Raw genomic sequence first — 14,844 nt, forward strand, 5'->3', positions numbered from 1 at the left:
ATCCTTTGCGCCGTCAACTTGGCGACGCTGGTGACACCTGCCCGTGCGGCGTCGATTGATACTGCAAAGAAAGTCGATATTCCGGCTCAGCCCTATCCACGAAGCGGATTGCGTCAGCGGCTGATAGATGCTGGCAAAAACATTCCCGCGGTCGATACCAGTCTGCAATTCGATATTCCGGGTCTCTATTACCCGCCTGCGGATACAAATGGTAAAACCGCCGCGGTGATTGTCGTTCCTGATTGTGATGATCGCTTTCCTGAAGACTGGATATCAATCCTGCATGATGCCGGGGTTGCAGTACTTCGCATATCACCCGGACTGGCCCACCCGTCACAAAGCTATTGTACGGCAGGCACGCTTGATAATCCGAAACATGGCGTAACCTATTGGGCATTTGATGCGCTCAGCGCGCTTGACTATCTGGTGGCTCAAGACGGCATAGATCCCGACCGGATTGCGATTTTCGGTTATGGATATGGGGCGGCGGCCGCCCAATTTGCGATCTATCGGCACGGTCATGCCAAACGTTTTGATCAACGGTTCGTTGCGATGGTGGGACTACGTGCCCAATGCATGTCGGAAATGGATAATTTCGTTCCGGCCCTTCTGGTGACGGTGAAGGGGGATCGGCTTAATCCACCGGCATGGTGCCAATGGCGCATGGATCGCGATCTGCGTCCGGACCGCGAACCAGTAATGTTTAAAATGCTTCAAAGCGACGAAACGCCTGAAAAACAAGCGACTCGCAAATTTCTGAAAGTAGAAACAGGACAGGACACAACAGCCCTGATTCTGGATTTCTTGCGTAAAACTGGAATAATTCTCAAGGGTGATAAACCTTGAATGAAAACGCCAACTCCATATGGCGGATCATCTTTTTGCATCTTATTTCAAGACTTCTGACGCGTCTTAATTATTCCTCAATTCCCTGAGCAGATTATTCGTGCATCGACTGGCGCGTTACGCTATCAAAGCCGGTACATTCGTATTCAAGATTTTACTATTAACCGGGGCATAGGGCAGGAATGTTTTCCAAGCTTCTTGGGGTTTTATCCTCCGACATGGCGGTGGATTTGGGCACCGCCAACACACTGGTTTACGTCAAAGGGCGTGGCATCGTCCTTAACGAACCATCCGTGGTAGCCATCACCGACGAAAAGGGCAAGAAACAGGTACTTGCCGTTGGGGAAGAAGCTAAGCAGATGCTCGGGCGTACGCCCGGTTACATTCAGGCCATTCGCCCGCTGCGCGATGGCGTGATTGCCGAATTCCACATCGCCGAAGAGATGATCAAACACTTTATCCGTAAAGTGCATGGCCGTCGCAACTTCGCCAGCCCGGAAGTCATCATTTGCGTTCCATCCGGTTCAACCGCTGTTGAACGTCGTGCCATTCAGGAAAGTGCTGAAAGTGCCGGCGCACGCAAGGTCTGGCTGATCGACGAACCGATGGCCGCCGCCATTGGTGCCGGTCTTCCGGTGACCGAGCCGACCGGCTCGATGGTTGTCGATATCGGTGGTGGCACCACCGAGGTTGCGGTTCTGTCGCTTGGCGGTATCGTTTATGCCCGTTCGGTACGTGTTGGTGGCGACAAGATGGATGAGGCGATCATCGCCTATATCCGTCGCACCCATAACCTGCTGGTTGGTGAAAGCACCGCAGAACGCATCAAAAAAGAAATCGGCTCGGCCTGTGCACCAGATGATGGTGATGGCGCAACGGTTGAAATCCGTGGCCGTGACCTGATGAATGGAGTTCCGAAGGAGCTGATCATTTCCGAACGCCAGATCGCAGAAAGCCTTGCAGAACCGGTTTCCGCCATTATCGAGGCGGTCAAGGTCGCCCTCGAACAGACCCCGCCGGAACTGGCAGCCGACATCGTCGACAAAGGTATCGTTTTGACCGGTGGCGGCGCGATGCTTGGCAATCTGGACTATGTCCTGCGCCATGCGACCGGCCTTCCGGTTTCGATTGCCGACGATCCGCTGTCCTGCGTTGCGCTGGGTACGGGACGTGCACTCGAAGAAAAGAAGATGCTGCGCAACGTGTTGCACACCGCCTACTAAGGCAAAATGGCAAAAAACATCTCACCGGGTCATGTCCTGACTGGACGCGACTCGGTGATTTCGTTAAGGTTGAATATCCCACGGGGATTTCGGGACAACTTTCTGATCTAATGCGGGGAATATAGTGGCTCAGCATGGCGGTCCGCAGCAGCGTATCTTTTCGCCGTTACGTACGGCGCTTCACCGCTTCGCCTTCATTCTTCTGATCGTTTCTGCATTCGGCCTGATGCTTCTGGGCAAGGCCGATACGGTTTTGATCGAACGGATACGTGCTGCTTCGGCAGACCTGGTTTCGCCGATCATGAATGTCGTATCCCGCCCCGCAGCCAGCATCAACGAGCTGACCGAACAAGCCACCAACCTGTTTAATCTTTACGAACAGAATGAACGCCTACGTCGCGAAAATCGCGAATTGCTGGCATGGCAGCAGGTTGCCCGCAATCTGTCGCATGAAAATGCGCGTCTGCGCGACCTTGCCGGCTATACCAGCCCGCCCCCCTTGCGCCTTGTAACCACACGCGTGATTGCCGATATGGGCGGAGCCTATGCACATAGCCTTATGGTATCTGCCGGTTCGCGCGACGGCGTATCCAAGGGACAGGCTGTGATGTCCGACGAGGGGCTTGTCGGCCGTGTCGCCGAAGCCGGGTATCAGGCGTCGCGCGTTCTGCTGATCACGGACATCAACTCGCGCGTGCCGGTGATTGTTGAAAATTCGCGAGACCGCGCATTCCTGTCGGGTGACAACACAGACCGTCCGCTACTGACCTTCCTGACGGCCGATGCCGCCGTCGCACCGGGGGATCGCATTCTGACATCCGGCCATGGCGGCGCGTTCCCGCCGGGTATTCCGGTTGGGGTCGTGTCGTCCGTTTCGGAAAATGCCGTACGTGTCGCACCATTGTTCCGCCGCCACCAACTTGAATATCTACGTGTTGCCGACTATGGCCTGCAAGGGATCCTGAGTGATCAGGCAATTCGTCGTAACGAGATGCAAAGTGACGGCGTTATCCCCAACGGCGTTGGCATTGTGCCCAATGACGGGAACGATACGGCAACAGACATGCCGACGGCAAACCCTGCACAACCTTCGGACCAACTTCCGTGAAGCCCGGTGTCTGGCACAGGCTGGATATCATTGCGCGAGGCTTGTTTCCGGCATTCAGCGTTTTCATTCTGCTGTTGCTCAATTTATTGCCGGTAAGCGTACCATTGCTGAGCACCGCGTCACCTGCCCTGCCATTAATGGCGGTCTTTTACTGGTCAGTAAACCGACCGGATCTGCTGACGGCATTAACGGCATTCTTTCTGGGGCTCTTGCAGGATTTGCTAACGGGGCTGCCGCTTGGTGTCAGTTCGCTGGTTCTGTTGCTGGTACAGACAGGATCTGCCAGTCAGGGACGCTTTTTCCATAACAAGCCATTCAGCGTGATGTGGTGGGGCTTTGCATTGGTGGCGATCCCGGCACTACTCGTGCAATGGCTTTTGAGTTCTGCTTTGATCGGGGCGTTGTTGCCGATCAAGGCAACATTGATTAGCTATGTATTGACGGCGGCACTTTTCCCGCTGGTTGCGTGGGTTTTGGCACGTGCGCAAAATACGCTCCTGCGCCATATTTAGAACTGCGCGAGCCGGTCAATATTGATAATTTGGCAATAGCTGGCGGCTATGCTGGAAAGACAGTTTTCAACAAGCACCGCACAGGATAAAACGGGCATACAAGTTTCCCGAATTCCGGCGGAGCAATCCGACCAACAGGTTTGACGACGCCTATGTGGCACCGTGACTCAGACAGATTTCGCATGTTTACCCGCCGTGCCCTTATGCTCGGCGCGGGACAGGGTGTATTGCTGACCGGTCTTGCTGCACGCATGTATTATCTGCAGGTGATGGAAAGCGACCGCTACAGGGTGCTTGCCGACGAAAACCGGATATCGCACCGCCTGCTGCCGCCACCGCGTGGTTTGATTACCGACCGGTTTGGCGCGCCTGTCGCCGTCAATCGGCAGAACTATCACATCATGATCGTTCGCGAACAGGCGCAGGATGTGCGCCGGACCTTGGAAATCCTTGACCAGATCATTGAACTGGGGCCGGATACGATTGAACGTGTTGAACGCGATGTTGCCCGCAGGCGGTCTTTTGTCCCGGTAACGGTCCGCGACAATCTGACATGGGAAGAAGTCGCCCGCGTCGGGGTCAATGCCCCGGACCTGCCCGGTCTTATCATCGACGCCGGTCGTTCCCGTGATTACCCCGAAGGACCACATCTGGCCCATACACTGGGCTATGTTGCCGCCGTTTCGGAAAAAGAACTGACCGGTGATCCGTTGCTTGAACTGCCGGGTTTCCGGATCGGTAAAAACGGTATCGAAAAGATTTATGATCTTGCCCTTCGCGGCAGTGCTGGCACCAGCCAGGTAGAAGTCAACGCATTGGGACGTGTGATCCGCGAACTTGACCGCGAGGAAGGCGACAGCGGCAGCACCGTTGTCATGACCCTTGACCTTGAATTGCAGCGTTATGCCAATCAGCGCCTCTCGCGCAAGGAAAGTGCATCCGCGGTTGTGATGGACATCCACAATGGCGAAGTGCTTGCGATGGCATCGCACCCGACATACGACCCGAATGCTTTTACCAATGGCATCTCGCACAAGCTTTGGAACAGTCTGGTCAATAACGAATATTCACCGCTGTCCAACAAGGCAATCACCGGCACCTATGCGCCGGGCTCGACATTCAAGATGTGCGTTGCCCTTGCCGGACTTGAAGCAGGTGTCGTTACCGCCAATCAGCGTTTCTTCTGCCCCGGTCATCTTGATCTTGGCAATGCGCGGTTCCATTGCTGGAAACGTGGCGGGCATGGCTGGGTCGACATGCATGACTCGATGAAGCATTCCTGCGACGTTTATTATTACGAAATTTCGCAAAAAATCGGGATCGACCGCATTGCTGCCATGGCCAACAAGCTTGGTCTTGGCGAATTGACCGGTATTGACCTTCCCAACGAACGTTCCGGCCTGATCCCGACGAAGGACTGGAAGGAAATCCAGCTTGGCAAACGCTGGCAGGGCGGGGAAACACTTATTTCATCAATCGGTCAGGGATATGTTCTGGCAACGCCACTGCAACTGGCGACCATGGTTGCGCGCATTGCATCCGGGAAGGCCGTGAAACCGCACCTAACCCGCGACCACGTCACGCCGGAAGGCATCACCAGCCGCCAGAATGAAGAGTTCCCGGAACTCCAGGTCAACCGCGCCAATCTGGCGCGCATCCGTGACGGCATGAATGGTGTAACCAATGAATTGCGCGGAACCGCGCATCGGTCACGCATCGACATCAAGGGCATGGAAATGGCCGGCAAAACCGGCACCAGCCAGGTGCGCCGCATTACAATGCGCGAACGACAGACGACCGGGGTTCTTGATAACGATGAACTGCCGTGGAAATACCGCGACCATGCGTTGTTTGTCGCCTTCGCACCGGTGGATAATCCACGCTATGCCTGCGCGGTTGTCGTCGATCACGGCGGATCGGGTTCTGGCATTGCCGCCCCGATTGCACGTGACATCCTGCTCAAGGCGCAGGAACTGAAATCCGCCCGCCCTGGTATTTCGGCGGCCAATATTGCATCGACCGCAGAATTGCTGCATCCGGCACTGCGCGACCGCGACGAAGAAGAAGGCTAGAAACATGGCATCGCGCAGATACCGTATCGGCGAAGATCCGGATTACGTGCCAATTGGCCGTCGCCTTCTGATGCTGAACTGGACGCTGGTGATGCTGATCGCGGCCCTTGCCGGGATCGGATTTGCCATGTTGTATTCTGCCGCCAACGGATCGTTCGAACCATGGGCAGAACGCCAGATGATGCGATTTGCCGTTGGTGCAGCCTTGATGATCGTCATTGCGGTTACAGATATTCGTGTCTGGCTAAAACTCGCCTATTTCTCCTATTTCGTTGCGCTGATCCTGCTGATCGGTGTCGAAATCAAGGGCGATATCGGCATGGGGGCGCAACGCTGGATCAATCTTGGCTTCTTCCAGTTACAACCTTCCGAACTGATGAAAATCTCTCTGGTGCTAGCCCTTGCGCGCTATTTCCATGGTCTGACCGTCGAGGAAACCGGGCGCATCCCGCTTCTGGTTCCGCCTTTGTTGATGGTTCTGGCTCCTGCAGCACTGGTGTTGCGCCAACCTGATCTGGGCACGGCTCTTTTGCTGATCGCGGGCGGTGGTGTGATCTTCTGGCTGGCCGGTGTAAGGGTCTGGAAATTCGCCCTGATCCTTGGTGCGGCTCTGGCGATCATTCCAATTGGCTGGCAGTTTTTACGCGACTATCAAAAAAACCGTGTTCTGACTTTCCTTAATCCTGAAAATGATCCGCTTGGTGCTGGCTATCACATCACACAGTCAAAAATCGCTCTGGGTTCTGGTGGCTTGTTTGGCAAGGGATACATGCTTGGTTCGCAGAGCCACCTGAACTTTCTTCCCGAAAAACAGACGGACTTTATCTTTACCATGCTGGGTGAAGAATTCGGTCTGGTTGGCGGGCTGGCATTGTTGCTGCTTTACACCATGGTGATCATGTATGGTTATGTGATCGCCCTGCGTTGTCGCAACCAGTTCGGTCGTCTGGTTGCCATCGGGATTACATCGACATTTTTCCTGTATGTCTTCATCAATATCGCGATGGTAATGGGTCTTATCCCGGTGGTGGGTGTGCCCCTGCCGCTCGTGTCATATGGTGGCACGGTGATGATGACCATTCTCGTCAGCTTTGGCTTGCTGATGAGCGTTTCAATTCACCGTGACATACGCATTTCCAGACAGGGTAATGACGACGGTCGGCAGTAACGCCAGTCTGTCCTCAGCTTTTTACCTGCACTGATAAATGGGACAAATCGGCAAACGTACACCGGTTCCGGCCGGTTTCCTTGGCACGATAAAGCGCCTCATCGACCAGCGAATAGAGAATATCTGCCAAATCCGAGTTTTCGCGTGACTTCAGCAAAGCCACATCGCGGGCAATCTCGGCATCCATCTTTGCAATCGCTGCCTGTGTCGGCAATGATATCACCCCGAAACTTGACGTATAATTCAAATGCTTGCCGCCAAAGGCAACCGCGTCCTGCTCAAGTGAAGCACGAAGGCGTTCGGCAAGGATCATAGCCCCTTCCTTCTCTTCCCCCGGAAGCAGAACAGCAAACTCTTCGCCACCCAGGCGGGCGGGAAGGTCAATATCGCGCAGGCTGCGTTGCAAAAGTTTCGACAGGGATGCCAGAACCGCATCGCCTGCCTGATGCCCGTATGTGTCGTTCAAAAGTTTGAACTTGTCGATATCCAGCAAAAGAATGCTCATCGGCGTGTCGCGACGTTTCCAGATCGACAGGTTTTCTTCCAGACGCGTCATGAAAACACGCCGGTTGGCAAGACCTGTCAGCGGGTCCGTCGAGGCCAATACTTCAAGTTTGCCCATAGCATCATTAAGTTCACGCGTCCGGCTATCCACCCGTGCTTCAAGGTTTACATTCGCATCAAGCAAATCGTCACGCGCACGTTGCAATTGGCCGATTTGGCCACGGATCATACCAAAAAGACCAACAGTAACCGATCCCAGCAACTGCACTTCATCGTCATGCCGGTGCATGGGGGGCATTTCAAACGGGTGCTTAACATCCGTCGGGTCCGATTTGACGATGTAATGCGCAAGCTTTATCAGCGGTCGGGAAAAAACAAAGTAACTGAGTGCTGCAAACACCACAGCCATGGCTACGGCGAACACCATGTTCGCCAGAAATGACCACGCAGAACGGGACATGAATACAGTCACAAAAACCTGCGGATTAAGTTCGACGACCATCATCCCGACCGAGCCGGAGGATGGTCCCGTATCCCCCGGCAACAGGATTTCACGTGTCTGCAAACCGCCAAACAACTGTTCGGCCCACCTCGAAACCGGAATTTCCCCCGTTGCCCGTTTGCGCTGATACAGAACCGAACCGTCCTCATTTGTGATTGTGACTTTTGAAACGGAACGCTGCACCATCATGCCGCGCACGATTGCCTCGGCAAGATCGGTGTCCCTCTTTGTCACCGCCTCGTTAGCAACGGGTACACTGCTTTCAAGAACACGTTCATTGGCCTGTCGATAAACATCGCCAATCCAGCGATAATCGCTGACAATCTGGAAGGCGGTAATGATAAGGCCAAGCAATATCGCGGCAAACAGGGAATATTTAAGCTGCCTTGCAGCCACCGAACTGCCAAGCTTCAGTGCAGACAGGTCCTGCGCTTTCTCATTTCCTGTCTTGGACACGCCTGAGCCTTTCTGTTCCAGCCATTTTATCCAGTGCAAGGCCACTGGTTTCAATCCCGTTTCGATACCGGGCTTAGCCCCTTGATCCCGAACTGATAGTCTCTTTGTTCCGGGTTGTTGACAAGACTGAACTGGGAAAAATCAATTTTGTCCCAGTCGCGTTCCCCAAGTACACGTTGGTAGACTTGCAGGTTTTCTGGCGTTACGGCCTGCATTCTGAAGAAAACTTCGGGGTTGTCCCTTAATCTTTCAACACCTTCGAGATAGTCTTTTAGCAATACCATGATCCATGCACCGGCCAGAAAATGCCCGCCATGTGTCATGGTCATTTTGCCCGCAGCAACGCTCTCAAGCCCTTCGGCCGACCAGTTCAAACCACCAACGAAAACATCCTGCCCGGGGATTTTTCCGGCTTCTTCTATCGCCTTGATCGCACCAAGGGCAATGTTATCGTTTGCCGCCCAAACCGCGTCAAGACAACCATCGGTCTCAAGCCAGTCGGCCGTGCGACGATAAGCTTCCTCGAAAGACCAGTTGGCGACAAGACGACGCTGTTCACGCAAAACCGGATATCGTTCAAGTACGGTATCAAGCCCGTCAATGCGCAGCAGGGAAGCCGGTGTAACGCTGTCACCGGTCAGTGACAGCAGACAGATATTTTCAGGCATCCGGCCCCTATTGGCATCGCGTGCCGCCGTAATCAGCGATTGGGCAATTTCAAATCCGGCACGTTCGTTATCGGGGACAAGGGTGGCGATCCATGTCGTTAATTCCGCCCCTGGCCGACCATATCGCTTCTTCTGCTCTTCTGTCAGGTCGTTCAGCAACATCAGAACCGGTATACCGCGTTCCTGCGCCTCAAGCACGATACGCGTCCCCTGCTGATGTTCGTTGACCGCGATAATATAGTCGGGGGGCGGATTCATCGCAAAAACGCGATTGGCACTTTCGGCCATCATCGCCCAGTCACGGTCGCTATCGAAAACGGTCAGTTGAAAGCCGAACTGGTCGGCTGCCGCCTGCATAGTATCGCGGACATCTTTCCAGAAACCGCGATCCCCATAGCCGGGATTGATAAAGGCAATATGCGGCTCGCCCATATCGTTTGCCCCGCTTGCCTCGGCGCGCGCAGCAACAAAAAGCAGGCACAATACGGCGAGCCAACATCCAAGCCTCAAAGATCATTCCCCCGACACTGGTCACAGGACTTTGGCGCCGTGTTAGCACGACGACCGCCCGTTTATATTCAGTGCCGCCGCAATAACCAATATTGCCGACAAGGTCAAATCAACTAAGCCCATACGTAAGGATCAGGATGCCAGCCCCGCCCCATCAAAACGCAACAGGACTTCCTGCTGAACCGCACGGAAAAGTGCCGCATAGTCAAGATTGACATAGTCGATCTGCCATTCAACAAGATTGGCAAAAAGTTCGGCATTTGGCGTATCGATGAAGATCATGGTCTCAAGACCGCGCCGCTTGGCTTCCTCTATCGCTTCCCGGGTTACATTTTCTTCCAGAAACTCGAAGATATGCGCCTGTTCATGGTGGATGGCGTGCTCCAGCGAGCCGGCCACATGAAGCTGGACATTGCGTTTCAAATCCGGGGCAATCCGACGCAAGTCGGTGCGGATGTCGGCGGAAAAGGAACTGACAAAAACGTCATTGCCGAACGCAAAATCATCCAGCATATCCACAACCCGGCCCGCATCCGCCTGCTTGATCTCGCAATAGATTTTAACCCGCCCCTTCAGGCGCCGCAGAAAGTCGTCCAGTCGTGGAACCGGTTCACCGGCGAAAGCCGGACTGAACCATGAACCGGCATCCAGACGGTCAATTTCCGCACTGGTCATTTCTGCGATCACACCGGTACCGTCAGTTGTTCGGTCCACAGTTTCGTCATGCATGACATAAAGAACATTATCCGCGGACTGATGCACATCGAACTCGATATAATCCGCCCCGGCAATAATCGCGCTTTCGGCGCTGGCAAAGGTATTTTCGGGCGCGTTGAGACTGTCACCACGGTGATAAACAAGTTGCACTGGCTTCACGGGACCCTCCATATGGCTCGGTTCGCCACAAGAAAGGTATGCCGCACGTCTGGCAACGAGCAAGCTTGAAGGGCAAATTTAACCTTACTGTTACCTTGCAAAGCGATGTTGAGATGCCATCGGACACAACAAAACATCACATCACCGCAAAAGCGTGATGCTGGTTGATCTTGGCAAACATGCGCAGGCCTATCTTATGTCGCGCAACGCCCGGGCCAGTTCATCGGTCGACATGTCTGCGCGGTTCTCTATTCCATGCTGTTTGGCAAGGTAATAAAGATCATCGCGACGCCATTTTTCATAGGCCGGTTCGAACTGTCGGTCTCGCGGTGACGTTCCTGGTGTGGTTCTAGAAAGTTTCTGATAGCTAGCCACTTTTGCCTCCTGAGGGGATGGTCTTAAGCGGAACTGGCATTGGGCTATTACAAAGCCCTTTATGACACTGCCATTACATTTGATGTGGGGCGCAATGACAGAATGTCTATGTTTTCGAATAAAATTTACTGATTTCCCCCGTAAAATCATGATCTGAAACGGGAATTTCCTACCGGGCTTGAGGCAATAAATATAATTTATCAATAAAACATCATCGGATCGTAATTTTTACTATTTCCTGTTCACGGAGTTTGTTAGCGTCATCGGCAAATCAACAATCACAATCAGGGAATATGCCAATGGCATTGCATTTTGAACGCGCAGAACTGGCTGCCCGCCGCGCAAAAACGGTTGCCAGCCTCGAAGCTGCCGGCTTGGACGGCCTGCTGATGTTTCGTCAGGAAAGCATGTTCTATCTGACAGGATATGACACGTTCGGTTATGTCTTTTTCCAGTGTCTGTATCTGGGGGCTGACGGGCGTGTGGCCCTGATTACCCGCGCGCCCGATTTGCGTCAGGCACAGCACACATCCGACATTGATGACATTCGTATCTGGGTTGATGGTCCGGATATTAACCCAGCCCTGCAACTGCGTGATATGCTGGCCGAATTTGGCTGTGGCGGCAAAAAGCTTGGTGTGGAATACGAAGCCTATGGCCTGACGGCTGCCAACGGCAAAAAGCTTGAGGCCGCCCTTGACGGTTTCTGCACGCTCACCGATGCATCCCGTCTGGTATCGGAACTGCGCGTTGTAAAAAGCCCGGCCGAACTGGACTATATCCGCACTGCCGCCAGCCTTGCCGATGATGCGTGGGATGCCGCCCTTGAAACCGTCCATGCCGGTGCCTTCGAAGGCGATATTCTTGCCGCCATGCAGGGTGCAATCTTCAAAGGCGGCGGGGATTATCCCGGCAATGAATTCATCATTGGCGCCGGGCGCGATGCCCTGCTGTGCCGTTATTTCACGGGCCGCAAGCATCTGGCGCATACTGACCAGATCACTCTGGAATGGGCAGGTGCCTATCGGCATTACCATGCCGCGATGATGCGCACCATTCCGGTAGGCAAAGCAACATCACGCCATGTTGAAATGCACAAGGTCGCAACCGATGCCATGGCCGCCTGCCGCGAGGCGCTTAAACCGGGTGATCCGATCGGCAATGTGTTTGATGCCTATGCCCGGATTTGCGATGCAGGCGGCATGAAGGCCCACCGCCTGAATGCATGCGGTTATTCAATGGGCACGACCTTTGCGCCGAACTGGATGGACTGGCCAATGTTCTATCACGGCAATCCGGTGATTGCCGAACCGGGTATGGTGTATTTCCTGCACATGATCCTGATGGATAGCGATAGCGGCATCGCCATGTGTCCGGGACATTCTGTCATTGTTACGGAAACCGGGAATGAGTCGATCTCACGCCATCAACTCGATCTGATCATACGCTAAATCACTGCAGTGACCGACCGGGAAGAAAGGCCGCGCAGATAAAGCGCGGTCTTTTTCATTTGCGAGAATCAGTCTTGCAAGGCTTTACGCATGGCATTGGCGGTGTCCTCGGCAAGACGGTCAAGTTCGGCAATCTGGTCGTGAATTGCCGTATCAAAGTCGCCGTCATAAAGTTCGAGCTTGCGTGCATTCGCAAACAGCTTTTCAGCAGCCAGATTTGCCGCCATTCCCTTGATTGTATGTGCAGCACGGCGAAGCCTTTCGCGATCACCATCTGTGATCGCGGCCATCATCTTTTCGCGTTCTTCCTGATAGGATGCCGGTAGTAGATCAATCAGGCTTGCCATCTGATCGGCACCCAATGCACTGCTCATTTCATCAAAGCGCATCTTGTCTATCAGGTTCATCTTGGTCTCTTTGGCTGAAATGTTTTCGACAACCGGCTTTGGCGCCGACTGTTCCAAGGTCGAATCAGGTATAGGATTTACAGCCTCGGCGAGATCAGGAACGCGCGTATCCAAAACAGCGGGACGGGAAACACCGCGGCTTCTGAGGAAGCGCAAAAGCACACCATAAAGCCTGCGTTCCTCAACGGGTTTGGTCATGACTTCATCCATACCCGCAGCCAGAAAATCGCGATGCCGGTCGCTGAATGCTTCGGCAGTGACACAAATGATTGGAATGCGCCCCCCCCTGGTGACACGTTCCAGTTCACGAATATGACGGGTCGCACCCTCTCCGTCCAGAACCGGCATATGGGCATCCATCAGGATCGCGTCATAGGAATTGTTCTGGAAGGCATGCACCGCCTCCCGACCATTTGGAACAATATCGACGATCAGTCCGTGACGCTGCAACAAGCCGCGGATCACATTGGCATTGATCTCGTTATCCTCGGCAACAAGAATGCGACGGCCAGAAAGCACACTGTCACCATTACCCTCGGCAATCTGGCTGCCACCCTGCGCATGCAGTTCCGATTCCCGGGCTTCGAACGGCAGCCAAAGGTCAAACCGCGTGCCCTGTCCTTCGGCACTGTTGACCGTCATAAAACCACCCATCAGTTCCGTCAGGCTGCGCGCGATCGAAAGCCCAAGCCCCGTTCCGCCATATTGACGCATCGTGGAATTATCGGCCTGACTGAAAGGGGAAAATATCTGTTCCTGTCGGTCCCGCGGGATACCGATGCCGGTATCGATAACCGCGAAATGGTATACTTCCTCATCCGAAATCAGATGTCGAACGCGTTCGGGTACAATTTCCTCGTGCGTGACTTCTAGTCTCACGGATCCCTTACGGGTGAATTTGACCGCGTTTGACAACAAGTTCCAAAGGATCTGACGAAACCGGACCTCGTCACCGATAAACATTCGCGTTGCCAAGGCCACATCATCGCAATGCAGGGAAAGGTTCTTTTCGCGCGCCATATCGGCAATCGCACGAAACAGGTCATAGGTGATATCGGATGGGTGAAACGGTCGTTTTTCCAGTTCGACGCGACCAGCCTCGATCTTGCTCATATCAAGGATATCGTTCAAAAGCGCCATTAGCGCCCGCCCCGACGAAAGGATCGCGCTGACCCGTTCCTTTTGCGCATCGTCAAGTTGGCTTTGCTGTAACAGTTGCGCCATGCCCAGAACACCATTTAACGGAGTTCTGATTTCGTGACTCATCGTGGCAAGGAATTCGCTTTTGGCAGAGCTTGCCTGAAACGACTGGCGATAATGGCTGCGCAGTTCCAGCAACATGAAAGCCAGCGCGCAACTGTAACTGATCAGGCGGGACGGAATGATAAAGCGCGCAACAATATCGGCATTTTCCGGCCCGAAGGCAAAAAACGCCAGATGATTAAAACATCCGATCAGAAGCGCGAAACAAAACAAGGCTTCGGAAAGGGTAAATCGGTAGTGGCACCGGACCAGATACCCTGCGGCACAGGCAAAAATCATTACCATGGTGGGAAACAGGATCAGGGTACTGATATTTTGCAGGGCACCGCCGACATCACTTGAAACATCGGGCAAGAGCCAAACCAGGAATGCCAGAACGGCACATCCAGCCACGATCATTCCCGGTACCAGTCCCCATACCTGATCATTACCCGGCCTGTTTTCCTGGCGGTTCGCGATATACCAACTCATAAGCACCAGCGAGAACGAGCCAAGCCGTAGAACAAGGATCAAAAGACCGTTAAAGGATCCAAGTGCCTGCTCCTGCCCCAGCAGGGCGCGACCATACACGAGATTGGGAATACCCAGAATATCGCTGAAAAGAAGCAGTCCCATCGAGGCTGCGACATACAAAATCTGTTTGCGCTTGGTGATGTCAAAAACAATCCAGCCAATGCATATCGACAACAGTGCAATAAACTCGACAACCACCAGAACAGAAATGGTAATTGCTGAAACCAGATCATCGTCAAGTGACGTGAAAAACAGAAAACCAGGGCTGATGATACAAAACGCAAGAAACGCGATACCGGTAAGGCTCAGCATCTTGGGCATATTGGCATCGACCCCGGTTCTGGTCTTTTGACCGTTGTTAGTGTGCCATCACGGCAATTGGAACAATAT

The 14,844-nt window shown here is 53.8% G+C and carries 12 protein-coding genes; 7 read left to right on the forward strand and 5 right to left on the reverse strand.

Features of this window, described 5'->3' with window-relative positions; genetic code table 11:
- Positions 1–30: 30 nt before the first annotated feature.
- The 6 genes from AUP42_RS16130 to rodA all read left to right on the forward strand — a co-directional run bounded on the left by AUP42_RS16130 (position 31) and on the right by rodA (position 6,929).
- Positions 31–846, forward strand: coding sequence for an alpha/beta hydrolase family protein (locus tag AUP42_RS16130; RefSeq protein WP_231858316.1), 816 nt, complete (start codon positions 31–33; stop codon positions 844–846).
- Between the two features lie 182 nt (positions 847–1,028).
- On the forward strand, positions 1,029–2,069 hold the full coding sequence (locus AUP42_RS16135) for a rod shape-determining protein (protein ID WP_007090779.1): 1,041 nt from the start codon (positions 1,029–1,031) through the stop codon (positions 2,067–2,069).
- Between the two features lie 124 nt (positions 2,070–2,193).
- Positions 2,194–3,177 carry a rod shape-determining protein MreC gene (mreC, locus tag AUP42_RS16140; RefSeq protein ID WP_062952620.1) on the forward strand — a complete coding sequence of 328 codons (984 nt, stop codon included), beginning with the start codon at positions 2,194–2,196 and terminating at the stop codon, positions 3,175–3,177.
- Positions 3,174–3,689: a rod shape-determining protein MreD gene (mreD, locus tag AUP42_RS16145; RefSeq protein WP_062952621.1), complete on the forward strand. Its 516-nt coding sequence runs from the start codon at positions 3,174–3,176 to the stop codon at positions 3,687–3,689. Before mreC ends, mreD begins: the two co-directional genes overlap by 4 nt.
- Positions 3,690–3,871: 182 nt before the next feature.
- A complete protein-coding gene (gene mrdA, locus AUP42_RS16150; RefSeq protein WP_097050790.1) occupies positions 3,872–5,761 on the forward strand; it encodes a penicillin-binding protein 2 in 1,890 nt (629 codons plus the stop codon).
- Positions 5,762–5,765: 4 nt separating this feature from the next.
- On the forward strand, positions 5,766–6,929 hold the full coding sequence (rodA, locus tag AUP42_RS16155) for a rod shape-determining protein RodA (RefSeq protein ID WP_062952623.1): 1,164 nt from the start codon (positions 5,766–5,768) through the stop codon (positions 6,927–6,929).
- Between the two features lie 13 nt (positions 6,930–6,942).
- Here the strand turns inward: rodA and AUP42_RS16160 are convergent, their stop codons facing one another.
- The 4 genes from AUP42_RS16160 to AUP42_RS21245 form a co-directional block, all read right to left on the reverse strand.
- On the reverse strand, positions 6,943–8,391 hold the full coding sequence (locus AUP42_RS16160) for a GGDEF domain-containing protein (protein ID WP_062952978.1): 1,449 nt from the start codon (positions 8,389–8,391) through the stop codon (positions 6,943–6,945).
- Positions 8,392–8,441: 50 nt separating this feature from the next.
- On the reverse strand, positions 8,442–9,491 hold the full coding sequence (locus AUP42_RS16165; protein WP_231858317.1) for an ABC transporter substrate-binding protein: 1,050 nt from the start codon (positions 9,489–9,491) through the stop codon (positions 8,442–8,444).
- A gap of 210 nt (positions 9,492–9,701) precedes the next feature.
- The gene (locus AUP42_RS16170; RefSeq protein ID WP_062952625.1) at positions 9,702–10,445 is read right to left on the reverse strand and encodes a glycerophosphodiester phosphodiesterase; all 744 of its coding nucleotides are present in this window, start codon (positions 10,443–10,445) and stop codon (positions 9,702–9,704) included.
- Positions 10,446–10,634: 189 nt separating this feature from the next.
- Positions 10,635–10,820 carry a hypothetical protein gene (locus tag AUP42_RS21245; RefSeq protein WP_082824839.1) on the reverse strand — a complete coding sequence of 62 codons (186 nt, stop codon included), beginning with the start codon at positions 10,818–10,820 and terminating at the stop codon, positions 10,635–10,637.
- Between the two features lie 299 nt (positions 10,821–11,119).
- Here AUP42_RS21245 and AUP42_RS16175 point away from each other — a divergent pair, with 299 nt between their 5' ends.
- On the forward strand, positions 11,120–12,271 hold the full coding sequence (locus AUP42_RS16175) for a M24 family metallopeptidase (RefSeq protein ID WP_062952626.1): 1,152 nt from the start codon (positions 11,120–11,122) through the stop codon (positions 12,269–12,271).
- Positions 12,272–12,339: 68 nt separating this feature from the next.
- Here the strand turns inward: AUP42_RS16175 and AUP42_RS16180 are convergent, their stop codons facing one another.
- Positions 12,340–14,775 (reverse strand): ATP-binding protein, encoded by a 2,436-nt coding sequence (locus AUP42_RS16180; RefSeq protein ID WP_062952627.1) that lies wholly within the window; start codon positions 14,773–14,775, stop codon positions 12,340–12,342.
- Positions 14,776–14,844: the final 69 nt, after the last annotated feature.

Origin of the sequence: Thalassospira lucentensis, assembly GCF_001613805.1 — a bacterium.
Taxonomy (GTDB): domain Bacteria; phylum Pseudomonadota; class Alphaproteobacteria; order Rhodospirillales; family Thalassospiraceae; genus Thalassospira; species Thalassospira lucentensis_A.